Annotated in this window: 23 protein-coding genes; 10 read left to right on the forward strand and 13 right to left on the reverse strand. The window is 62.3% G+C overall.

Going from position 1 to position 21979, the window contains the following annotated elements; translation table 11 throughout:
• Positions 1–89: 89 nt before the first annotated feature.
• Both K0U62_01585 and K0U62_01590 read right to left on the reverse strand, forming a co-directional pair.
• The gene (locus K0U62_01585) at positions 90–1325 is read right to left on the reverse strand and encodes a methyltransferase (GenBank protein MCH9800207.1); all 1236 of its coding nucleotides are present in this window, start codon (positions 1323–1325) and stop codon (positions 90–92) included.
• Complete coding sequence (locus tag K0U62_01590) at positions 1279–3288, reverse strand: APC family permease (protein MCH9800208.1); 2010 nt, start codon at positions 3286–3288, stop codon at positions 1279–1281. The genes K0U62_01585 and K0U62_01590 overlap by 47 nt, the downstream gene beginning before the upstream one ends.
• Positions 3289–3452: 164 nt before the next feature.
• Here K0U62_01590 and K0U62_01595 point away from each other — a divergent pair, with 164 nt between their 5' ends.
• Positions 3453–4121, forward strand: coding sequence for a TrkA family potassium uptake protein (locus K0U62_01595; GenBank protein ID MCH9800209.1), 669 nt, complete (start codon positions 3453–3455; stop codon positions 4119–4121).
• A complete protein-coding gene (locus tag K0U62_01600; protein ID MCH9800210.1) occupies positions 4118–4804 on the forward strand; it encodes a TrkA family potassium uptake protein in 687 nt (228 codons plus the stop codon). The genes K0U62_01595 and K0U62_01600 overlap by 4 nt, the downstream gene beginning before the upstream one ends.
• Here K0U62_01600 and K0U62_01605 read toward each other — a convergent pair.
• A complete protein-coding gene (locus K0U62_01605) occupies positions 4786–5505 on the reverse strand; it encodes a DUF3159 domain-containing protein (protein ID MCH9800211.1) in 720 nt (239 codons plus the stop codon). The genes K0U62_01600 and K0U62_01605 overlap by 19 nt on opposite strands.
• The gene (locus K0U62_01610) at positions 5502–5879 is read right to left on the reverse strand and encodes an OB-fold nucleic acid binding domain-containing protein (GenBank protein MCH9800212.1); all 378 of its coding nucleotides are present in this window, start codon (positions 5877–5879) and stop codon (positions 5502–5504) included. The genes K0U62_01605 and K0U62_01610 overlap by 4 nt, the downstream gene beginning before the upstream one ends.
• Positions 5880–5946: 67 nt before the next feature.
• Between K0U62_01610 and K0U62_01615 the strand changes: the two genes are divergently transcribed.
• Positions 5947–6672: a hypothetical protein gene (locus K0U62_01615; protein ID MCH9800213.1), complete on the forward strand. Its 726-nt coding sequence runs from the start codon at positions 5947–5949 to the stop codon at positions 6670–6672.
• A 6-nt stretch (positions 6673–6678) separates the two neighbouring features.
• On the opposite strand, the gene K0U62_01620 is transcribed toward K0U62_01615, so the two are convergent.
• From K0U62_01620 to K0U62_01630, 3 genes are read right to left on the reverse strand one after another with little or no spacing between them, the layout of a single operon-like run.
• Positions 6679–7401, reverse strand: coding sequence for a DUF3710 domain-containing protein (locus K0U62_01620; GenBank protein ID MCH9800214.1), 723 nt, complete (start codon positions 7399–7401; stop codon positions 6679–6681).
• On the reverse strand, positions 7401–7865 hold the full coding sequence (dut, locus tag K0U62_01625; protein ID MCH9800215.1) for a dUTP diphosphatase: 465 nt from the start codon (positions 7863–7865) through the stop codon (positions 7401–7403). The genes K0U62_01620 and dut overlap by 1 nt, the downstream gene beginning before the upstream one ends.
• Positions 7862–8263, reverse strand: a complete 402-nt coding sequence (locus tag K0U62_01630; GenBank protein MCH9800216.1) for a PaaI family thioesterase — start codon at positions 8261–8263, stop codon at positions 7862–7864. The genes dut and K0U62_01630 overlap by 4 nt, the downstream gene beginning before the upstream one ends.
• A 137-nt stretch (positions 8264–8400) precedes the next feature.
• Between K0U62_01630 and K0U62_01635 the strand changes: the two genes are divergently transcribed.
• Positions 8401–8934 carry a DUF3093 domain-containing protein gene (locus tag K0U62_01635; protein MCH9800217.1) on the forward strand — a complete coding sequence of 178 codons (534 nt, stop codon included), beginning with the start codon at positions 8401–8403 and terminating at the stop codon, positions 8932–8934.
• Positions 8934–9188, forward strand: a complete 255-nt coding sequence (locus K0U62_01640) for a DUF4235 domain-containing protein (GenBank protein ID MCH9800218.1) — start codon at positions 8934–8936, stop codon at positions 9186–9188. The genes K0U62_01635 and K0U62_01640 overlap by 1 nt, the downstream gene beginning before the upstream one ends.
• 4 nt (positions 9189–9192) lie before the next feature.
• Here the strand turns inward: K0U62_01640 and K0U62_01645 are convergent, their stop codons facing one another.
• Positions 9193–9486 (reverse strand): DUF4193 domain-containing protein, encoded by a 294-nt coding sequence (locus K0U62_01645; protein MCH9800219.1) that lies wholly within the window; start codon positions 9484–9486, stop codon positions 9193–9195.
• Positions 9487–9619: 133 nt separating this feature from the next.
• Here K0U62_01645 and K0U62_01650 point away from each other — a divergent pair, with 133 nt between their 5' ends.
• On the forward strand, positions 9620–10138 hold the full coding sequence (locus K0U62_01650) for a gamma carbonic anhydrase family protein (GenBank protein ID MCH9800220.1): 519 nt from the start codon (positions 9620–9622) through the stop codon (positions 10136–10138).
• A gap of 39 nt (positions 10139–10177) precedes the next feature.
• On the opposite strand, the gene K0U62_01655 is transcribed toward K0U62_01650, so the two are convergent.
• Both K0U62_01655 and hemH read right to left on the reverse strand, forming a co-directional pair.
• Positions 10178–10987: an inositol monophosphatase gene (locus K0U62_01655; protein MCH9800221.1), complete on the reverse strand. Its 810-nt coding sequence runs from the start codon at positions 10985–10987 to the stop codon at positions 10178–10180.
• Positions 10980–11975, reverse strand: coding sequence for a ferrochelatase (gene hemH / locus K0U62_01660; GenBank protein ID MCH9800222.1), 996 nt, complete (start codon positions 11973–11975; stop codon positions 10980–10982). Before hemH ends, K0U62_01655 begins: the two co-directional genes overlap by 8 nt.
• 154 nt (positions 11976–12129) lie before the next feature.
• Between hemH and K0U62_01665 the strand changes: the two genes are divergently transcribed.
• Both K0U62_01665 and K0U62_01670 read left to right on the forward strand, forming a co-directional pair.
• The gene (locus K0U62_01665; protein MCH9800223.1) at positions 12130–13344 is read left to right on the forward strand and encodes an MFS transporter; all 1215 of its coding nucleotides are present in this window, start codon (positions 12130–12132) and stop codon (positions 13342–13344) included.
• A gap of 30 nt (positions 13345–13374) precedes the next feature.
• The gene (locus K0U62_01670; protein ID MCH9800224.1) at positions 13375–14160 is read left to right on the forward strand and encodes a DUF3071 domain-containing protein; all 786 of its coding nucleotides are present in this window, start codon (positions 13375–13377) and stop codon (positions 14158–14160) included.
• Positions 14161–14208: 48 nt separating this feature from the next.
• On the opposite strand, the gene K0U62_01675 is transcribed toward K0U62_01670, so the two are convergent.
• From K0U62_01675 to K0U62_01685, 3 genes are read right to left on the reverse strand one after another with little or no spacing between them, the layout of a single operon-like run.
• On the reverse strand, positions 14209–15312 hold the full coding sequence (locus K0U62_01675) for an alkaline phosphatase family protein (GenBank protein MCH9800225.1): 1104 nt from the start codon (positions 15310–15312) through the stop codon (positions 14209–14211).
• 1 nt (position 15313) lies between these two features.
• Complete coding sequence (locus K0U62_01680; GenBank protein ID MCH9800226.1) at positions 15314–15874, reverse strand: phosphodiesterase; 561 nt, start codon at positions 15872–15874, stop codon at positions 15314–15316.
• Between the two features lie 47 nt (positions 15875–15921).
• Positions 15922–18606 (reverse strand): GNAT family N-acetyltransferase, encoded by a 2685-nt coding sequence (locus K0U62_01685; protein ID MCH9800227.1) that lies wholly within the window; start codon positions 18604–18606, stop codon positions 15922–15924.
• Positions 18607–18684: 78 nt separating this feature from the next.
• Between K0U62_01685 and K0U62_01690 the strand changes: the two genes are divergently transcribed.
• Entirely contained in the window at positions 18685–21108 is a 2424-nt protein-coding gene (locus K0U62_01690) for a DNA topoisomerase IV subunit A (protein MCH9800228.1), read from the forward strand.
• Positions 21105–21932 (forward strand): hypothetical protein, encoded by an 828-nt coding sequence (locus K0U62_01695; GenBank protein MCH9800229.1) that lies wholly within the window; start codon positions 21105–21107, stop codon positions 21930–21932. The genes K0U62_01690 and K0U62_01695 overlap by 4 nt, the downstream gene beginning before the upstream one ends.
• Positions 21933–21979 lie beyond the last annotated feature (47 nt).

The following is a 21979-nucleotide window of genomic DNA, read 5'->3' on the forward strand; positions in this document are numbered from 1 at the left end:
TACTCGGATCAGGCGTAGCCACCACTTCCCCGGGCGACCGCCTCCCTCAGTCTAGTGCGACCAGTCCAACATGCAGGCCCGGCCATCACTCAACGATCAAATACGGCGATGGTTTCCACGTGATGGGTCATCGGAAAGAGGTCAAGCGCGGAAACCTCCGACAATGTCCAGCCTTGCTCGCGCAGCAATCCGGTATCTCGACCCAACGCACTGGGCTCACAGGCGATATAGACCAATCGCCGCACCGCAGTAGTGAGCAACGGCTGCAATACAGCGGCACCTGCCCCTTTGCGTGGCGGATCAAGTACCACCGTGTCCGGTTTTGGGCCACTGGCCGAGGTCACCCAGGCTCGGACATCTCGCCGGACTACCCGCACCTTGCTGAAATCAGAGAGATTGCGCCGAGCAAGCGCGGCAGCGCGACGATCGCCTTCCACCGCCACAATCGAGCGGGCCCGTTGCTGGGATAAGGCACCGGCAAACAGACCAACCCCGCAGTAGAGGTCCCAGAGCACCTCGGCGTCCTCGCACGCTGTCAGCACTTGTTCGCAGAGGGCATCGGCAGCCGCAGGGTGCACCTGCCAGAAGCCATCTCCGGCAACTGCCCAGTCTCGTCCCACTGCCCGTTCCGTTACCTCCGCTGGCCGCGGCCCAGGTTCGGGCAGCACCTGCACGCCACCGGCTGCCGACACCACCGCTAACGCCTTGCTCCCTTGCCAGTTACTCGCTAGCAGCGGCTCTCCTTCACTCACGGCTGCTTGGATCTGCGGCACCGCGATCAGACAACGATCTAACGGCACGATCGCGTCACTGCGATACTGCCGCAGTCCGGCATGACCACCATCATCGACTGCGTAGCGCACCCGGGTGCGCCAGCCCAATCCATCCTCGGCTCCGGGCAGCGAACTAATCGGCACGTCCATTGTGACCCCGCCGAGACGTTCCAGTTGTTCGGCCACAATCAGACTCTTCCAGCGAAGTTGTTCCGACAACTCCACATGTTGGTAATCACAGCCGCCACAGCCACCCGGTCCCGCGAACCGACAGGGTGGGGTGACGCGCTTGGCAGCAGGCTGCAGAATCTCCACCGCGTCAGCGAACCAGAACCGGCCACCGCCTCCCGAGCCGGTAATCCGCGCCAGCACCGATTCACCCGGCAAACTGTGTCGGACAAAGACCACTCGACCATCAAGCCGGGCAACGCACGCGCCGCCGTTAGCCACCGCAGTGACCTGCAACTGCACCAACTGATCCGGTAGCTCAGCCGGTGGCCGCGGCTCAGCGATCACCGCTCCCTGCGTTATCAGTGGAATCCGTGCCACCATGGCGGACTGCTGTCGGGATGGTGGGGTCTGGACCTGGTCGCCACTCCTGCGAAGACTGCAACTGCCACGGCACGGTCACGACGACTACGTTCTTGGAGAACATCAATCGAGTTCGCAGTCGCAGTGCCGACTGATTGTGCAGTAGGTTCTCCCACCAATGACCCACGACCAGTTGCGGGATGTAGACCGCGATCAGGTCTCGTGGACCTTCCCGGCGGAGACCGTGGACATACTCCAGCACCGGTTTGGTGATATCCCGATAAGGCGAGTCCAAGACTCGCAATTGGACCGGCAGCTCCCGCTTTTCCCATTCGGCAACCAGCCGCCTGGTACCAGCTGGATCAACGTTGACCGTAATGGCTTCTAGCTCAGTGGGCCTAGCGCCTCGAGCGTACGAAACCGCACGCAACGTGGGCCTGTGAATCTGACTCACCAGCACCAAGGCGTGTACGCGAGACGGCAGCGTAACTTTCTCGTCTTCACCGGAAACCGCCATCTCAGCGCCGACAAGGTCGTAGTGCCGCTTGATGGCCTGCATCAGCAAGTACAGCAGCGGAATCAGCAGCACCACAATCCAGGCGCCTCGGGTGAACTTCGAGACCACCACGATAACGAGGACTGAACCGGTGAGGACCGCACCGACGCTGTTGACCAACCGTGACCGTCGCATCCGTTTAGCGGCGGCGCTCCCGGGCTCTCCAGCCAGCAGCCGATTCCAATGTCGCACCATCCCTACCTGGCTCAAGGTGAAAGCGACGAAGACGCCGACGATGTAGAGCTGGATCAGTGCGCTAACGCTGGCTTGGAACACCACGATCAGTCCCGCCGCCCCCAGCGCCAGCAGAATGATTCCGTTGCTGTAGGCCAACCGATCGCCTCGGGTATGCAACTGGCGCGGCAAGTAGCCGTCTCGACCGAGCACAGAGCCCAATAATGGGAAGCCATTAAAGGCACTCGTTGCGGCTAGCAACAGCATAATCGCGGTGATGATGGAGACAGCGGCAACTAGCCAACCCATGCCACCAAAGACCGTTTCGGCAATCTGCACGATCACGGTTTGTTGGGTCTGACCTGCCGGAAGTCCGATCAGATCGGAATCTTCGCCGGTCACTTGCACCCCAGTGCGTAGTGCCAGCCAAGTAATGGCCAAGAACATGGTGCAAGAAATCACTGCGAGCAACAGCAAGGTGCTCGCCGCATTGGTGCTCTTGGGTTTCTGGAAAGCCGGCACCCCATTGGCGATCGCCTCCACCCCGGTGAGTGCCGTCGTGCCGGAGGCAAAGGCACGGGCGACGAGGAAAGCGAGTGCCAAACCAGCGAACTCGTCATCGGCCACCACCTGCCAGGCCGCACTCTCTGCAGTGAGTTCGGCACCGGTGGCGAGCCTGATGAGGGCAGTGATCACCATGATGCCGATCGTCAGCATGAACAAGTAGGTGGGTACTGCGAACAATGCCCCCGACTGCCGGACCCCGCGCAGTGTGATTCCGGCAAGCCCCGCCACCGCGAGTACTGCGATCACGACCGCATATTCAGCGATGAAATCAGAAATCGACGCCAAGCTGGCCACTCCGGCCGAGATACTCACCGCCACCGTCAGCACGTAGTCAACCAGCAGCGCCGCCGCGGTCCAGACCCCCGCCCGTGGGCCAATATTCCTCGACACCACCTCGTAGTCGCCGCCCCCTTGTGGGTAGGCGTGCACGTTTTGCCGGTAGGACGCGACCACCACGAAGTAGACCAGCACCACTGCCGCGGCTGCCCACATGCCGTAGCTGTAAAGCGATGCGCCCCCCAGCGCCAGCACGATCAGAATCTCTTGGGTGGCGTATGCATTGGAGGACAGCGCATCTGAGGCAAATACGGGTAGCGCAATCCGCTTGGGAAGCAACGTTTCGTCTAGCCGGTCCGAGCGCAGCGCTCGACCCACCATTAACCGTTTGGCGAACTCCGACAGGGCCACAGGCCACGATGATACGCCGGTTCCCTATCCCGCGGGCGCATCTCCCGGTTGCTGGCAACACAACCCGGTGGGCGGTGCTAGCGTGAAAGTAGACTTTGCGAGCGAAATATCCATTCGGCGTGGAACGTCTTGGCCGGATAATCGCGTGAAAGGTTGGAGAGCCGGTGCATATCGTCATCATGGGCTGTGGCCGCGTGGGGTCGAATTTGGCACAACGGCTGGACGCCGAGGGCCATTCGGTAGCGGTCCTGGACCGCGATCCCGCCGCATTTCGTCGACTCGGTGACAACTTCTCCGGCCAGACCGTAACCGGTGTCGGCTTTGATCGCGACCGACTGCGGGACGCAGGTATCGAGCAAGCGCACGCTTTTGCTGCCGTCAGCAGCGGGGACAACTCCAACATCTTGGCGGCGCGGGTTGCTAGGGAAACCTTTGCAGTGGAGAACGTCGTCGCCCGCATCTACGACCCGAAACGAGCCGAAATCTATGAGCGGCTTGGTATCCCCACCGTGGCTACCGTTGCCTGGTCCTGTGGCCAAATGCTGCGACGATTACTCCCCGGGAACGTCTGGGAAGAGTGGCGCGATCCATCCGGCACTGTCCTGCTCTCCCAGGTGGGTTGCCATCACGACTGGATCGGTCACCGCATCAAGTACATCGGTATGGAGACCAACACCCGGATTGCCTTCATCACTCGATACGGCGAAGGGCTACTGCCAGAGCCGGACACGGTGCTGCAGGAAGGTGATCTACTGCACGTGATGATGCGACTTGATGAGCAAGAGAAGATCATCGAAGCCCTCAGCCAACCTCCCAGTAAGCCGGCCTCATGAGAGTTGTTATTGCCGGCGCCGGCAAGGTCGGGCGCAGTATCGCGGTGGAACTTTTGGGCAACGGTCACGATGTGTTGTTGATCGACAAAGATTCCCAGATCATCGACCTGAATCTCATTCCGCAAGCCGAGACCCTGCTCGCAGACGCTTGCGAGATCGACTCGTTGACCCAAGCAGATCTACCCAACTGTCAGGTTGTCATCGCAGCTACCGGTGACGACAAGGCGAATCTGGTGGTGGCCCTCCTGGCCAAGACTGAGTACGGCGTACCCCGAGTGGTTGCTCGGGTTAACCATCCAAAGAACGAATGGATGTTTGACGAATCCTGGGGCGTTGATGTTGCGGTATCGACACCGCGCATGTTGTCGGCACTAGTAGAAGAGGCCGTTACCGTCGGCGACCTGGTGCGGCTGTTCTCGCTACGTCAGGGAGAAGCCAGCTTGGTGGAGTTGACGTTGCCCTCGCACAGCGAACTGGAGGGCCGCCGCACCGACGACGTGTCCTGGCCGCAAGACACCGCACTGGTCGCCATCGTGCGCGGCACCCGCGTCATTTCGCCGGAACCGGACGACGCGTTGGAATCCGGCGACGAACTCCTCTTCGTCTGCAGCCCGGAGCAGGAAGAGGCCCTTGAGCAACTTCTCGCCCCCGGCCATCCGCATCGTCAGGTGGAAGGCGCCTGATCAGGATCATCGGATTCAGACTCCGTGGTAGCCGCCGGCATCACTTCCGGGTTCATGCGTGGCCGCATGATTCGATAACTCACATACCCCACGAACAAGAACAACGGCCAGCCCATAGCGAGTTTGGCAACCCCCAGCGCTCCGACTAGTCCAGCCAGATAGAGCGGCAGCTGCACCGCCACTCGGGCCCCGAACATTGCCGCCCACGCCCAGGTCGCCGCCACCGCGCCGCGATACGCATTGTCATCTCCGCGCCAGGAACTCAAATCCCCCACAACGGCACCGGCAGCGTAGCCAACAAGTGGCCGACGTAGCAGTGCGCTCACCGCGAAGAGTAGGCAGTAACCGATGTTGATCAAGATGCCCGGAAGGAAGAAATCCTCCGCCCGCCCGGTGCGAGCGGCCAAGAATGCCGCGATTCCCAAACCGATCAAGCCAGTCGCGATATGCCGCAACGACTCACCGCGGATCCGTCGGACTATGGCGACAATGACTCCAGCAGCCACTGCCGACCAGATCGCGGGATAGAGCTGACTACCCGACACGAGGTAGACCACGACGAACACCGCCGTCGGTGCTCCCGAGTCGAACAGCCCAGCAGAGCCACCAATGCCCTGCGAGATGGCCGCCGACATATCGTCAGCCGGCTTCTTTTCTTCGGTCGCTTTCGAGTCAACCGGGGTGGGTTCGGGTTCGGTCACGTCTGTCCGACGGGCTGCAGTTGATAGCGAGGATTGAAGACTGTCGCCTGACTGCGCGCGTCTGCCAGCCGGCCAGTGATAGTGACAGAACGGCCCGCCTCAATGCCGTTGATGTGCCGCCGACCTAACCAGACCAACCGCAGATGCCCAGAGCCGTCGTACAAGTCTGCTTCCACGGCTGGCGATCCAGCGACCGGGCGCACCGTGACACTGCGCAGCACACCGCAGGCGGTGACCACCTGCCCACGACAGCAGTCCAGAATGGGGGTAGCGCCAGAATCATTTACCTGCTGTTGCAGATCGTCGGCCTCAGCAGCTTCCCGGGAGAAGGATTTAATCCGTCCGGAGCGTGCAAAGGGAACTTTCCAAGCCACTCCCTCAGGCTAGACCCAGTTCGCCCGTAGTTCGACTCGATTAGGGCAGATCGGCCACCATGACAGGGTGAGAAAGAACACGCCTTGGCCTAGGGAATCCGTAGCAGTCCTAGCGCATGGCGCTGGGTCGACTGCCGAATTCCTGCAACGGGCCTTCCCTGCTGATCGATTGGGGGTGGCGGAATGCCGCTATGTCGAGAATCGCAGCGGTGATCTCACCCAGATTCAACGGTCGCTACGCCTTGCGGCGATTACGGCTGATTTGCCTGTGATTCTGGGCGGAGTGTCCCTCGGCGGACACGCTGCAGCCGCATTGCTCGCCAGTAGCGAAGCACCGCCACAGGCCATCGCGGGTCTCGTCTGTCTGCCGGCATGGTTGGGGGCGCCAGAAGAGGTGGCCAGCATGACTGCCAGTGCCGCTGCTGACATCGCACACCGTGGCTCGCAGGCTGTGCTCGCTGAACTTGACCCAACCGACTGGGTAGTGAACGAACTCGCGGCCGCTTGGCGAAACCTCGATGACGAGTTGCTGGCGACGGAATTGCGAGCCACAAGTCGCCAGCCGGCCCTGACCGTCACCCATCTTGCCCAACTGCGCTACCCCATTGGCGTGGTGGCGTTGGCGAACGATCCGTTACATCCACAGATTGCGGCGCAGAAATGGGCTGCGGCCCTCCCTCGATCTGGCCTATCACTGATGGCACGAGATGAGCCTGCAGCCGATCGAGCAGTTTTCGCTGATCACGCCCGGCGGGCGCTCACTGACGCCTGGTCGGCGGCCGGGCCCGGCTAGAACTGGTTAGTCGTCACTGTCTTCGTCTGGTTCCTGCACTTCGGCCCCTTCGGGCACCTGCTCGGGCAGTTCGATGGCTAGCGGGTTTCCAGGCGGCATGGGTTCGTCGCCACGGGCCACAACCAGTGACCGAAAGACGGTTTCCAATCCGGCAGCGCGACTGGGGTCAGTGCCATCACCAAGGAGCACACCCTGCACCATCCAACGCGGCCCATCGACGCCAATGAAACGCATCCGCTGCGGCTGATCGTTGCCGTCACCGTCCTTGAGGTAGGCGGTGGTGCGTAGTTCCGTGCCAAACGTACCCGATTCTTCGTCTATCACACCGCCGTCACCGGAGATGGACGAGCGAAGTTCACCACGAGCTTCGGCCCAGCCGCCGCCCGATTTGGGGGCTGCGAACACCCGCACCTGCACGGCTCCTTCGCCCAAGACCAAGGTGACGGCCAGCGGCTGCTGGGTTTGTGGGTCTACCTCAACCCGAACTTCAAGTCCGTCAGCGAGGGGTACCTGCAAGGCGCCCAGGTCGAGCCGCTCCGCGGTAGCGGCATCTTCCTCCTCGACCTCGCCCAAATCAAAGGGACCTTCGCTGCGGTCGAATTCGTCCGCTAACTCCACTTCCGATTCATCCTCTGAGTCCGTGTCCTCGAAGTCGCCATCGTCAACTTCGATGAACTGATCCTCGTCAGTCTCCGCAGCACTGTCCTTCTTGCGCTTCCTACCCAGCATCAGCCGTGGCTCCTTCCGTCACCCATGCCCGTCGAACCAAACCCGCCTTCGGAGCGATCACTGCCCGGCAGACTGGTCACCTCATGCAACCGCACGTCAGCGACCCGTTGCACCACCAACTGGGCAATGCGATCCAGGGGCTGAAACTCAACTGGATGTGTGCCGTCCAGGTTTATCACGCTCACCTTGATCTCGCCCCGATAACCGGCATCCACAGTTCCGGGTGAATTCACTAGCGATACCCCGTGTCGCACAGCCAACCCCGACCGCGGCACCACGAAAGCGACATAACCCGCCGGCAACGCAATGGCGATCCCGGTGGGTAACAATCCCCGCTCCCCCGGAGCCAACCGAGCCGCTTCGGTAGTGACCAAGTCCAATCCAGCGTCACCAGGACGAGCCCGGCGAGGAAGTGGGACTTCCGGGTCCAGACGGTGAACCAATACATCGACGGGGTCATTCATGTCTCGCTCCGCTTCGCCGCCGCTTCCCAGGACTGCAAACCACCGCCATGCCGGCGAAAGTGATCCGCTGGTACTTGCAGAAATAGCGCCCGGGCACTGGCCAGTTCGACGCCGTCAGTAGATCGGGCCAGCGCCCGACGCCACGTTTTGCGTCCATCTTGCGATTCGACGTCAGCCATCATCAGCACTCGGGATCCCACCGGTACTGGGCGACGAAAATCAGTTTCCAACCGCGCCGTCACCGCCGGGGTCTGCAGCAACCAGCTCAGGGCACCCAGGACTTCATCGAAGGCAGCCGCTAACACGCCACCGTGGATGAGGCCGGGTGCACCTTGGTGATCAGCAGTCACCTCAAACTCAGCGAGCACTGTGCGATCAGGCCCGACCGATAGCTCCATGTGTAGGCCGCCACTGTTATGGGACCCGCAGCCGTAGCAGTGGCCATAGTGGCTGGGGAGTCGAGACCCTGCTGCGAACGGTTCCGGTGGGGAAGTCGATGGATCGGACACCGCCTCAGGGTATGCGAGGATCAAGCATGCAGTGGCAGGAAGGCCAAGATGGTCGGGAGCGGCGTTATCGTGAGCGCATCTTCCCAGGCTGGTGGCTGTGGCTGGCAGTATTTGGCTTCGTCGCCATGGTTGCTATTGCGTATGGCTACGCCTTCGGTAGCGGCGCTGGTTGGCTAGTGGCCGCAGCCGGAGCGCTACTGGCCGCCGGAGTGCTGCTCTCTACCCAGTTGGCAGTGCAAGTTGACGACCAAGTGCTGCGTGTGGGTCGGGCCAGACTGCCATTACGCTGGGTGGGCCGAGTCGTGCCACTGGATGCGGAACTCAGTCGCGAAGCCCGTTCGACCCGACTCGATCCGCGAGCCCACTTGGCGCTACGTACCTCCCGATGTGACACATCAGTGATAGTCGAGGTGACAGATCCCGACGATCCTCACCCGTACTGGCTGTTTTCCGCCAAGGACCCCGATAAACTCGCCACCGTGCTGCGCGAGGCAGTAGAACTAGATGAGGCGCGCCCACCTCAAGGCGCCCTTGGCAATGTAGGGAACGAGGACAACTAATGAGCGTCATGCGGATCGCCACCCCAGTGATTGCGGCGGTAGCCGTCTGGGGCGCTAGTGAGGCACTGAAGGCAGGCTATCGAGCAGCCACCGGAAATCCACCGCCGGAGGCGGAAGATCTAGAGGCCCCAGTTATCCAGGTGCTGGCTTTCTCGGCCGCTGCGGCTGTTTTGGCCGCCGTAGTTAACACCGGGATCACTCGTGGCGTGGCAATCGCTACAGCGCCGAGCGATGAAACGGAAGCGCTGGCTTGATTTTTCAGCCGAGGCAGTCCGTGCAGATCATGTCATCCGGATCAGCCAACTGGCTTTGGTGGTGCACGAGGAAGCACTCGGAGCAGGTGAACTCGTCGGTCTGTTTCGGAACGACCCGGACTTCGATGCTCTCTTTGGACAAGTCGGCACCCGGCAGCACCAAGTTCTCGGCGGCTTCGGTCTCATCGACGTCAACTGACGCTGTGGACCGGTCCCCGCGGCGGGACTTCAGTTCCTCGATGCTCTCGTTGCCGTTGTCGTCATCGGTCTTGCGAGGGGCGTCGTAATCGGTAGCCATCGCTTCACTTTCATCTTCGAGGGGCAGTTATCTGCCTATGCGCCGCGTATTCTGCCCCAAATACTCGGTGCTCGCACAGCCGACATGCCGAACTGTGAACTCCGCAACACTTAACGACCATCAGGAGACGGATATGCCGCGTTATGCGCTAGGCGAACAAGAACCCAAAATTGACCCATCAGCCTTCGTCCACCCAGACGCCGTCTTGATCGGAGATGTGCGCGTCGGACCGCAGTCGTCGATCTGGCCGGGGGCAGTTCTCCGCGGTGACCGTGGGGCGATCATCATCGGCGCGCAGACCTCTATTCAGGATGGCTCAGTGCTGCACTGCACCGACGAACTGGACACCGTGGTCGGCGATCGATGCGTCGTTGGCCATCGAGTTCACATGGAGGGGTGCACCGTCGAGGACGATTGCCTGATCGGTTCCGGGTCGGTGGTGCTGCACCGGGCAGTGATTCGCTCCGGAGCCTTGGTCGGTGCCCAGGCGCTGGTCACTAATGACACCGAGGTGCCAGAACGGGCTATGGCGCTTGGCGTCCCTGCCAAGATCTTCCCCGACCGCGTTCCTGCCGGCGCTCATGAACCTGCCATGCGGGTATACGTGGAGAACGCGGATTGGTACAACCGGGAACTACGCCGCATCGACTGAGGGTGCCCACCTCTCGCCGAACGCACTACGGGTGCTGCCTCACAAACAGTTACGCGCACCCAGTCGATCGAGCGCGGCAGCCAGTTGACTGGCCAGATCCGGTGGCCCCGTCACCATCATCTCGGTACCCCCTGCTCCGCCGGCCAGATCGCGGGTCACTCCACCAGCCTCAGCAATAATCAGACCGCCGGCCGCCCAGTCCCAGTAGTTCAAGCCACATTCGTAATGAGCATCCAATCGACCGTTCGCCACCCAGCACAAATCCAGCGCAGCCGCCCCAATCCGGCGCAGATCACGCACCTGCGGTAGCAACTGCGCGGCTACTTGACCCTGTCGTCCGCGACGTTCGGCGTCATAGCCGAAGCCGGTGCCTACGAGCGCATCAGCCAGATCAGCGACGCGAGATACCGCCAACCGCGTCGGCTGTTTTGCAGTGACATCCCAGGCACCACCTCCTCGCCAGGCGAGGTAGGTCTCAGGCAGGGCGGGAGCGACGACAGCCCCGGCAACAATCTGACCATCCCGTTCTGCCGCGATGGACACTGCCCAGTTGGGGTGGCCGTAAAAATAGTTGACCGTACCGTCCAGCGGGTCCACTACCCAGCGGATGCCGGACTCCCCGGTGTCGCCGGTTTGACCTTCTTCTTCACCCAACACCGCATCGTCTGGCCTAATTGCCGCTAGCCGCTCCCTGATGAGGCTTTCGCTGTCCCGGTCCATCTGCGTAACTAGATCGTGTCGGGTGGATTTTGTGTCTACGGGCTCCACATATTGCCACCCCGCTAGGAGCAACGCGGCTGCCTCGGTCCCGATGTCGAGCGCAAGCCGGGCTAACGCCTCGTCAGTCATCCGCTTGTTCCCCCACCGTGGGGAGCTCCTGTCGCGGGTTAGGGCAACAGCCGACTCGGCAGGGAATCCCGTCACCCTCCTCGATCAGGTCATAGATCATCTCGATGAAGCGCGGATCATCCTGCGGCGGCTCTACCCGCTGGTAGGCCACCCCCAACTCCTCGGCAAGCTTTCCGGCGGTGACGTCGAGGTCCCAGCGGATTTCCAAGTTGTCGGAGAGGAAACCTATCGGCACCACGAGCAGTCGCTTAACTCCCGCCTCGGCGGCTGCCGTCACCTCTTCGCCGATGTCCGGCTCCAGCCAGGGCTGATGCGGTGGCCCGGAGCGTGATTGATAAGCCATCCGCCAATCCAAATCCGCCATTCCCGCTTCGGCAGCAGCCGCAGTGGCGATTCGCTCGGCAAGTGCTTCGTGTTGTGGGCGGTACTTGACCGAATCGGAGATCGGCACCGAGTGAGTTACGAAGACCACCCGCACCGGTTCACTACCAGGCAGTGCCGCTGCTAGTCGCTCAGTCCAGATTTCCTGCAACGTTGGATGGTCGTGAAACTTCGGCACGATCTTGAGATCGAGATCCGCTCCGGACTCTGCCAGGGCGGCGGCTAGGTTTTCCCGGTACTGCCGACAACCGGAATACGAAGAGAAGGCGCTGGTTGGGAATACCACCGCAGTACGCACCCCGTCGGCGGCCATCTTGGTCATGGTGTCGGCCAAGAACGGTTCACTATTGCGGTTGCCCAGATACACCTGTTGTCCCTGCCACTCCACAGGGGCGTTCTCGGTCAGTCGCTCTACCAAATCGCGGTTCACCTCATTGATCGGCGAGACCCCACCGAAATAGCGGTATTGCTCTGCGACTGCCTCCAGCCGCTCATCGGGGACTCCCCGTCCGGCGACCACCCGTCGCAGAAACGGTATGACCTCGTCTTGTCCCTCTGGACCGCCGAACGACAGCACCAGCAAGGCATCTACATCTTGAGTACGCATCGGCGCCAGCGTAGTTCCCTTGCTGGGGAAGTACACATCGGATGGTCGACGCAGTTCTGGGTGCGGACCACGGAGCGGGAAATCCCGCAGCTTCGCACTGCACCGCAGGCTTCCGGAGATCAGCGTAGTTTCGCTGCGCGATAGATTGCGGCTCGTGGACAAGTACCGGCAATTGCTGCGCATTCCCGGTGCCGCGCGCTTCGTTACTGCTGGATTCATCGGTCGACTACCCATCGCGATGATTTCGCTGGGGATCGTCCTGCTCGTTACCGGCCAAGGCGGCGATTACGTGACCGCTGGGATGCTGACTGCCACCTTCGCATTAGCGCAAGCGTTCGTCTCGCCACTGGGGCTTCGTTGGGTGGATCGAGTGGGGCAATCAGCCACGATTCCTTGGCTCATTGTGGCGGAGGCCATCGGTCTGGCGCTGTTCACCGTGTCGGTCATCCTGGGCTGGTCGCTCGTAGTTCAATTCGTTCTCGCTGGGATTTCGGGCGCCTGCAGCCCCCATATCGGATCGCTCGTCCGCGCCCGCTGGGCGGCGCTGCTGTCCGGGAGTCCACAGTTGTCGTCCGCCTTTGCGCTTGAGGCAGTCGTGGACGAGTTGGTGTTCATCGTGGGGCCGTTGCTGGTCGTGAGCATCGCGCTGTGGTTTGGCGAGCCAGTTGCCATGACGGCAACTGTTGTCCTGCTGCTGATTGGATCGCTTTGGCTGGTTGGGCAACGCGGCACCCAACCAGCACCGCATCGAGTGTCGGCTCAAGCCAAACCGGAACGCATGTGGTCGTTGGCGCTCACCATCATGCTGGGGATCATGGTGCTGCTGGGCGGTGTGTTTGGCGCCTTCGAGGTGACAACCGTCGCGTTCACCCGCGAACTTGGCCAAGAAGGCGCCACCGGTGTCGTGCTCGCGCTCTATGCCGGCGGCAGTCTCATCGCGGGTCTCGTGCTGGGTGCCCGGCCACCGCTGATCACGTTACGCAGCCAAACGCTGCTGGCCGCCACCCTGCTCGCTGCCGTAGGGCTACCGCTGATTTGGGTGGCGGACGTCTGGTGGTTGGCATTGTTGTCATTTCTTGCCGGGTCAACCGTGGCTCCCGTGCTGATCACCACCACTGGAATGGTTGAGCGGGCAGTCCCGGTGAGTCGAATTACCGAGGCACTGGGACTCACCATTTCCGGGCTGGCAGTGGGATTTGCGCTCGGCTCGACCATCTCCGGCGCGCTCGTTGATCAAGTGTCGGCCAACGCAGGCTTCCTGCTTATGGTGAGTTGCGGGGTGGGATTGTTCATCCTCACGACCATCGGCTATCGGGCACTTCGCACCACCGATCAGCCCCGTCGAACCACGCTCACCACGTCGGACTAGGCTTGTGCCAACTACACGCGCGAGGGGCCAATGTCCAACCTGACTTTCGTGGGACTGTCTGACGACGGTGCCGCCTTGATTTTGTCCTCACCGCAGGGTGATCGATTCCGGCTTGCCATCGACGAGCGACTGCGCTCGGCGGTGCGCAGTGGTCGCGCACAGTTAGCGGCGGTCGACGGGCCGATCGGCGCCAAAGAGATTCAGGCACGCTTGCGTGCTGGTGCCACGCCAGCGGAGGTCGCTGAGTTTTCTGGCTGGACGGTGGATCGCGTAGAAGCCTTTGCGGCCCCGATCTTGCAGGAGCGTAGTTGGGTCGCCCAGCAGGCGCAGAAATGTCAGGTGGGACGCACCGAGGAAGCCCCGACTCTAGGCGAGTTGACCGAGCGTCGACTGTCGGATCGGGGAATCGACCCAGACACGGTGCGTTGGGATGCCTGGCGACGTGAGGACGGCGAATGGACCGTACTCATGGCCTACCCGTCGGGGAAGGGCGATCGGGTCGCCACCTGGCAGTTCGATGTGGCGGCAATGTCGTTGGTGGCTCAGGATGACGAGGCGCATTGGTTCAATGAGGACCCAGCCGAGCCGCAGCGGCCCCGGCTACTGCGGGTGCCCGATGACGACACTCCCCGGTCCACAGCAGTGAGTAATCACCCTGCCGGCCGAAACGCTGGCGAACAACCGCGGCCCGCCGAATCGGCCCCGCAACCAACCGAGCCTGCCAGCCAGCAACGTCCCGCTGCTGCTCCAGCCGCAGAGTCAGACAGCCCACGTTGGGATGAAGTACTTTTCGGCTCTCCTGCTGACGACAACTAGCGCGGTTGCCAGCGAGGTCCCCGTGACTCCGAGGCCCAACCGCCTCGGCTAGCCGTCGAATACTGCTAACGGCACCAGCATCTCTGCCTCAGTAAGCGCGCCGTGTTGCCCCCGCAATCCGGAGATTCGGCCATCCCGGGTCGGGGCCGTGAGCTTGCTGTTACCCCGCGCCACCGCCAGCACATCACCGATGCGTTGCCGGTGATGATCCGAGACGGTGCCGAACCAACCGGCTGCGATCGCCTGATCCCGCAACACCACCTCGGCGTGATCCTGCAGGTGATTCGCCCAGCGCTCCGCTACTGACCCAGCCTGACTTGCTTCAGTGAACACCTGCCGCATCCGCGGCTCCCCTGCCAGCAGCGTGACCCCGGCCATGAAGTCATTCGTGTCAACGTCCACTGCTGAGTCGCAATCCACCATGCCGTGATCAGCGGTGACGATGAGTCGACCGCCCGCAGGAAGTTCCTGTGCCACGGCAGTTACGAAATGCTCCACGGCCGCTAGCTCTGCTCGGTAATGCTCGGAGTGCACACCATGCACATGACCCACCTTGTCGAGGCCTTCCCAGTAGCCGTAGACCAATGCTCGGGTTCCCAGTCGTAGCGCTGCAGCAATCTCTGCGACTCGCTCCCCCACCGCATCTGCTCCGATATAGCGACCACCTCGAAAAGCTGCACCGGTCAGGCCACCAGATCGGTGCTGCCGCGGACTGACCACCCGCACCGTCACTCCGGCATGTGCGGCCCGCTCCCACCAGGTGGGCTCCGGCTGGATCGTAGTTGCCGGCGGATCCTGCCCCCAACTCAACGGGGCGAACGGCTGACCGTCGAGGCGAAAGACCGCTCCCAGCAAGCCATGCTCGCCGGGGGCCAGGCCAGTTCCTAAACTAGTGAGCGCAGTGGGAGTGGTACTGGGAAATACCGTCGTGATGGGGCCACGGTCGGCAGCCGCCAACGTCGGTGCGATCTGAGCGTGCGCCTGGAGCTGCTGGTGACCCAGACCGTCCACCACCATCACCACGACCCGGCGACTCTCCCCTAGCCCAAAATGATCCCAGCAACGCGGGACTCGAAGCCCATCACAGACACTGGGCAGCACATCGGCCAGACTGCTGTCGCCGTACCGCGGGCGGCATAGGTCTATGGCCACGTCAGCCGGTTGCCCGTGACAACGCCTCAGCGAATGCCAACGCCCGCTGCACCGCATCAGGTCCGTCGCCAGCAGCTGAGAAACGTAGGGACAAATCGTCGCTGGCAGCCGTTCCGGCGTAACCGTGATCCGCCTCGCATTGCGGATCGCCGCAGCTGGCGGGTTCCAGATCAATTCGTTGCACGGCCCCCCAACCAATGGTGAGCACGGCCTCTGCCGCTGAATTAGGCGCGTACCGTTCTGGCCCGGGGACAACCCGAGTGACCGCCACTGAGGCAACAGCGGTAAGCCGCACCGCCTCGGTAACCGAGGTCGCGTAAGGCTGTGGGTAGTTGTCGTCAGCTGGGTGCTCATCGGTGTGCTGCAGAATCAGCCTGGTAGGGGTCAGCGCTAGCACGGTCGCATGCCGGCGAAGTTCTTCACGATCAAACGTGGCCTCGTGGTGGACGACGAAGTCCACCAACTCTTCATCTCCAAGCGCGGTCTTGAGCGAGTCGTCGACGAGATCTGGATAGTAGCCAGATTTTTCAATGTCACGACGAAGTTGACTGCGAGCATCCATCCCGGCAAGCCTACCGTTCGCAGGGCCGGGTGGCGGGGATGAGTAGCTCACATTCGCGGCAGTCGGCGCACCAACGCTGAATCGCCACTGTCTGGTTCCCGCAACCAAGCCGCCGCACCGATAACTTGAACTCCCGAGGGGGCCGCCACGACTGGGTTGAGATCTAGCCGCTGTAACTGCGGCAGGTCACGACCCATCAGCCCCACCCGACACACCAACTCCTGCAGCGCCGCCATATCCACCGGCGGCCTCCCGCCGTATCCCGCCAGCAACTGAGCCGAGTCCGGCGACTGGATCAACCTACCTGCGGCAGTGTCGCTGATCGGAGCAACGTGATAGCTGCGATCAGCGACGACCTCTCCCACTAAACCAGCCGAGCCGAAGGCCAGCACCGGACCGAATACCGGATCTCGGATCAACCGCACGACCGTTTCGATACCGGACTTGGGTGTGGCCTGAACGAGCATTCGAGCCGCTGACTCTTGCCGGACGGTGGCTACGAGCGAGAGATAGGCTTGCCGCAACGTCGCCGCACTTCCCAGGTTGAACCGCCTCGCTTCTTGGCCGTCGATACCCCCTTCGCGTCGCACGCTAGTACTGCGTAACGTCACTGGCCATCCCACTTGGTCGGCCGCAGCTTCGGCCTCATCCTCCGAACCGACGACCATGCTGGGCAGAAGTGCGATCCCGTAGCAGTCCAGCAGTTCGGACAGTTGCGTGCCCACCAAACTGACCGTGGCACCCTTTTCCCGAGGCCTGATCGATTCGAGCCGTTCTCGCACGATGATGCGAGAACGCTCCCGATTGATTTCGTCCCGCTCGGGCACAATCCCTGCCGACGCGCGGCGAGTCTCAGCAGCATCAACCACTCGCTTTAAGACCTCCACCGCTTCTTGGATGATGGCGAAAGTGGGAATCGAGCCGAAATTGGCATCAGAGCCTGCGGGCGTCAGAATCGAATTGATGCCAGCCGTGCTGTGGAGCACTGCCAACACCGGAGATGTCGCCACCTCCGCTTCCCGCAGCAACGCTTCCTGCAACGGACGCGGATCTTCACCCACCGGACTGACATGCACGACCATGAGTGAACCGACGTTTGGTTCCGCTAATGCATCCCGGACCGCATCGACGAGCGGAACGCTGTTCGACCCCGGATTGACTGCTCGTTGCCGCTGCACCTGCAATCCAGCGGTTGCGCAGGTGTCAGCGACTAGGTTCACCAGCTCCCAAGAATCACCGACTACCGTCACACGCTTGCTGGTCGGCTCTGGTTGACATGCCAATAGCCCGGCTAGGTCGACCATCTGATCCAGATCTTTGGCTTCGATCACTCCCGCGGACGCCAACAAATCTGCAGCCGCTGCTGGATTTAGCGAGGTTCGAACATTTTGGGTGCCGGTAGGGAAGGCTCTGCTGGCTCGGCCTGACCGAACCACGACGACCGGTTTTTCCGCCGCCACTGCCCGCACCAACCGCAAAAACTTGTTGGGGTCCGCCATTCGCTCCAGATACAACAGAACCACGCGAACTTGACTATCGTCACGCCACATCTGCAGCAGTTCATCAGCCCCCAGATCAGCGCGATTTCCGGTTGCCACACACGAAGCGATTCCCAGCCGGCGCTGGGCAAGACGATTCAGTACCCCAATCGACAAGGGCGCGGACTGGGTGTAGAGCGCGAGCGGACCGCGCGGCGGCTGTGTCTCGGCGAAACTGGCCTGCAGCTGTACGCGAGGATCGTTGTTGATCAGGCCGAGGGAACTCGGACCTACCAGTCGCATCCCCTCGCCACGAACGAGTCGCAGCAAAGCCCGTTGATAGTCGGCACCCTCTTGCCCGGTCTCAGCGAAGCCAGCGCTCACCACAACTACCCCCTGCGCCCCCGCAGCAGCAATTTCCGGGATCAGATCGTCGACGAGATCGGCAGGAACCGCCACAATGGCTAGATCCACCGGACCGGGAGCATCCGCCACTGTTCGAAAGGCCGGTAGGCCGGCCACTACACCGGCTTCGGGATGAATGGGAAAGATCCGTCCGCGGTAGCCGCCGGCCACCAACGTGTGCACCAGTTTCCCGCCCATTGACTCTTCTCGCTGGGAGGCGCCAATGATCGCGATCCCCCGCGGATTCAGCAGTCGCCACGCTGACCGGGCATCGGCGCGGGCTTCTCGACGATGTCGGATCGCGGCGATCTCTCGATTTGGCTCAATCTCGAAGGCAAGTTTCACTATGCCCTCGTCCAGTTCTTGCGCGACTGTGTAGCCCGCTCGACTGAAGGTGGCCGCCATCTTGCGGTTTCCGGGCAAGACCTCAGCGACGAACCGACGAATACCCTCCTCTCGGGCGGCAAAGGCCAGATGCTCCAGCAGGATCGAACCCAAACCCCGACTTTGGTAGTCGTCCCGGACCGTGAAAGCCACCTCGCCGTCAGTACCTGACACCCGGTCCAGCTGCGCCACTCCGATAATGTGCCCGCCGACGAGGGCCATCAGGGCGATCCGATCATGATGATCTGCCGCAATCAGTCGATCAATGTCCTTGTCCAGTAGCTCCTGATAGGGCGAGAAGTAGCGGTAGTAGATGGATTCCTTGGACAAATGCGTGTGGAATTCCCGCAGTAGTTCGTCGTCGTCGGGTAATACCGGCCGCAAATGACACACGCTGCCGTCACCCAGTAAGACGTCCACCTCCCAGTCGCCGGGGTAATCTTCCGGCTGGTCAGCTGCAGTCACACCCACACGCTAGCGAGGTGGTGGTCGGCACACACGCTGAAGCCGCCTACTCTGTTGCTGCAGCCAAAAGGAGGGCCGATGCCACGCACGCGGGAGCCAGCACCAGCGGTCATGGAGCGAATCGTCGATATTGACGTCGCCCAAGAGATGCAGGGGTCATTCCTGGAGTACGCCTACTCGGTGATCTACTCCCGAGCGCTTCCCGACGCCCGCGACGGCCTCAAACCGGTGCAACGGCGGATCTTGTTCCAGATGGCCCAGATGGGTCTGCGGCCAGACCGCGGCCACGTGAAATCCGCTCGCGTCGTGGGAGAGGTGATGGGTCGGCTTCATCCACACGGGGATAGCGCCATCTACGACGCACTAGTGCGGATGGCGCAACCCTTCAGCCTGCGGCTGCCCATGGTGGACGGTCACGGCAACTTTGGCTCACCCGATGATGGGCCCGCTGCCATGCGATATACCGAGTGCCGACTCGCCGCACCCGCACTGGATATGACCGCATCGTTGGACGAAGACGTCGTAGATCTGGTCAGTAACTACGACGGTCGCGAGACCGAGCCGCAGGTACTGCCGTCCGCGATTCCCAATCTGTTGGTGAACGGGGCGGCCGGGATCGCAGTGGGCATGGCTACCAACATGGCTCCCCACAATCTCGGTGAGGTGGTCGCAGCTGCCCGCCATCTGCTGAAGCATCCCCGAGCCTCAGTGGCTGACCTGAACCGCTTCGTTTTGGGTCCCGATCTCCCCACTGGTGGGCTAGTTGTTGGCTTGGACGGTGTCCGGAAGGCCTACGAGACCGGAAAGGGCTCGTTCAAAATGCGGGCCCAAACCACGGTGGAGCAGGTGTCTGCTCGCCGGCAGGGCATCGTGATCCACTCACTGCCCTATGGTGTGGGACCGGAACGGGTGGTGGAACGCATCCGCGACCTCGTCCGCGACAAGAAGTTGACCGGCATCGCGAATCTGGTTGATCTGACCGATGCAGACCACGGCCTGCGGCTGATTGTCGAGATCAAATCTGGTTTCAACCCCGACGCGGTCTTGGTCCAGTTGTATAAACTCACCCCGATCGAGGAGCAGTTCTCCATCAACAACGTTGCCCTCGTCGACGGTCAGCCGCGCACGCTGGGACTTAAAGAATTGCTGCAGGTCTTCCTGGACCACCGGCTAGAGGTGGTGACCCGTCGCTCGGAGTACCGGCGGGCACGGGCCCAGGAACGACTCCACTTAGTCGAGGGTCTGCTGATTGCGATTCTGGATATCGACGAAGTCATCGCGATCATCCGTGGCAGCGATGACACCGCCATGGCTCGCCAACGGTTGATGACCGCTTTCGATCTGTCCGAAGCGCAGACCAACTACATCCTGGAGATGCCGCTGCGCCGCCTCACCAAGTTCTCTCGGCTGGAACTGGAAGCGGAAGCAGAGGAACTTAAGGAACGCATCGAGGCCCTCACTGAGATCTTGGAGAACCCCAAGACTCTGCAGAAAGTGGTGTCCGCGGAGTTGGCTGAGGTGGCTGACCGCCACGCGGATGAACGTCGTACGGTGCTGCTGGAATCAGCCGAAGCGGAGTTGCCGACCGCCGATCTGGAAGTCCCCGACGGCCCCTGCTGGGCACTGATGTCCAGCTCCGGACTGCTGGCTCGCACCACCAACACCGAACCACTGTCCACCGAAGGCAAGCGCGCCAGTCACGACAGCATTGTGGCGGCGGTGACCTCGACAGTCCGCGGTCGGGTCTGCTTGCTGACCTCCGACGGTGCGGCACATCCGATCAACGTCATCGACCTCCCAACATTGCCCGACAGCGCCAACGCGCCGGCCTTGTCCGGGGGCAGTTCGATCACTTCGCTCCTCGAACTTCCCAAGAATGTCTCTGTGATCGGCCTGGCCGTCCCGGGCAGCACCATCGCCATCGGCACCCAGCAGGGCGTGGTGAAACGGGTCGAGATCGAAGACTTGGCGAAATCGGAATGGCAAATCATCAACCTGGCTGACGGTGATGCCGTCGTCGGCGCCACCCCGGTTGTCGGTGATGATGACGACATGGTGTTCATTACGGCTGCCGGGCAACTATTGCGTTTTCCGGCCAAAGCCGTGCGGCCGCAGGGGCGAGCGGCAGGTGGCATGAACGGCATCAAACTGGCCGCAGCGGACGAAGTGGTGTTCTTCGCAGCCGTCACCGCCTCAGACGATGCCGAAGTGGTGACTGTGGCGGGATCCGCTGATGCCTTGCCCGGCACTACTCCCGGCACGGTGAAGGTAACGCCGCTGTCGGCCTACCCGAGCAAGGGACGGGCAACCGGTGGCGTTCGCTGCCACAAGTTCCGTTCCGGTGAGGATCGACTGCAGGTCGGTTGGGCTGGGCCTGGTCCGGCACGTGCGGCCACTGCCCGAGGCGCAGCTGCGCCGCTACCGGAGGCCGACCCTCGCCGCGATGGCACCGGCACGCCCGCGACCAAAAACGTTGCTCGGGTGGGCGGCCGTTTCGCATGAGCGACGTGGCCACGCGTTGCTCGCGTGCCAACGGGGCCGAGCCGTTGGCGGGTACCGCCCCGACGGAATCGCACATTTTGATTCTGGAGCAACCGGGAGCATGGGGTCGGGATGCAGTGTCCGATAGCCAGCTTCCAGCGGAAGTTTGGTCGCGCTGTGCTCCGGAAGGAACTCGGGTCATGCTCGCCCGACGGGCCGACCGCACCAAAGCGTCCCAGGAGCGGCACTGGTGGTCCTTGCAGGTCGACGGCAGCACGGTGACCAGCCGGGCTGGTGTCATCGGCTGGCAGGATTCGCTGGACGACCGGGTCTGGCACGGTCCAACTACCACGACAAATCCGATCTTTTTATGCAGCAACGGCAAACGAGATGCCTGCTGCGCTGAGTTCGGTCGAGCACTACTACGGGAGTTTCCCAATGAGGATCGGCTATGGGAGTGCTCCCATTTGGGCGGGCATCGCTTCGCGCCGACCGCGCTGGTGCTGCGCACCGGGGAGGTGCTAGGTCGGCTCTCCCCCACATCGCTGACTGCTGCCCTCGCCGGAGCTGCGCCTGGCGCCGATGTGTTGCGCGGCCGAGTTGGTCGTAGCCCCCAACGACAGGTGGCCGAAATCATCGCCCACACCCAAGCCGGCGTACCGCTTCGCGAGGTTAGCTCGATCCAGCGGGGAACTGACGAAGTGGAACTCACGCTGCGATTGGCCGATGGTCGGGCAGCCACCTCTCGGCTGCGGCTGCAGCGGCAGGAAGGTTCGCCCCGGTCGGTGTCCTGCGGTCGCGAACTGGAGCCCGCCGTGTTCTGGCAACAACTATCGCCAGGCTAGTTGCGAATTCCGTAACTATGCCACTGTCGGCTATAGCGGCTAACGTT

The organism is Actinomycetes bacterium, from assembly GCA_022599915.1.
Lineage (GTDB): Bacteria > Actinomycetota > Actinomycetes > S36-B12.

Coding starts and splice junctions, on each gene's coding strand:
- K0U62_01585 (MCH9800207.1), bottom strand. CDS start 1,325: ATGGTGGCACGGATTCCACTGATAACGCAGGGAGCGGTGATCGCTGAG.
- K0U62_01600 (MCH9800210.1), top strand. CDS start 4,118: ATGAGAGTTGTTATTGCCGGCGCCGGCAAGGTCGGGCGCAGTATCGCG.
- K0U62_01620 (MCH9800214.1), bottom strand. CDS start 7,401: ATGCTGGGTAGGAAGCGCAAGAAGGACAGTGCTGCGGAGACTGACGAG.
- dut (MCH9800215.1), bottom strand. CDS start 7,865: ATGAATGACCCCGTCGATGTATTGGTTCACCGTCTGGACCCGGAAGTC.
- K0U62_01630 (MCH9800216.1), bottom strand. CDS start 8,263: ATGGAGCTATCGGTCGGGCCTGATCGCACAGTGCTCGCTGAGTTTGAG.
- K0U62_01635 (MCH9800217.1), top strand. CDS start 8,401: ATGCAGTGGCAGGAAGGCCAAGATGGTCGGGAGCGGCGTTATCGTGAG.
- K0U62_01640 (MCH9800218.1), top strand. CDS start 8,934: ATGAGCGTCATGCGGATCGCCACCCCAGTGATTGCGGCGGTAGCCGTC.
- K0U62_01645 (MCH9800219.1), bottom strand. CDS start 9,486: ATGGCTACCGATTACGACGCCCCTCGCAAGACCGATGACGACAACGGC.
- K0U62_01650 (MCH9800220.1), top strand. CDS start 9,620: ATGCCGCGTTATGCGCTAGGCGAACAAGAACCCAAAATTGACCCATCA.
- K0U62_01655 (MCH9800221.1), bottom strand. CDS start 10,987: ATGACTGACGAGGCGTTAGCCCGGCTTGCGCTCGACATCGGGACCGAG.
- hemH (MCH9800222.1), bottom strand. CDS start 11,975: ATGCGTACTCAAGATGTAGATGCCTTGCTGGTGCTGTCGTTCGGCGGT.
- K0U62_01670 (MCH9800224.1), top strand. CDS start 13,375: ATGTCCAACCTGACTTTCGTGGGACTGTCTGACGACGGTGCCGCCTTG.
- K0U62_01680 (MCH9800226.1), bottom strand. CDS start 15,874: ATGGATGCTCGCAGTCAACTTCGTCGTGACATTGAAAAATCTGGCTAC.
- K0U62_01690 (MCH9800228.1), top strand. CDS start 18,685: ATGCCACGCACGCGGGAGCCAGCACCAGCGGTCATGGAGCGAATCGTC.
- K0U62_01695 (MCH9800229.1), top strand. CDS start 21,105: ATGAGCGACGTGGCCACGCGTTGCTCGCGTGCCAACGGGGCCGAGCCG.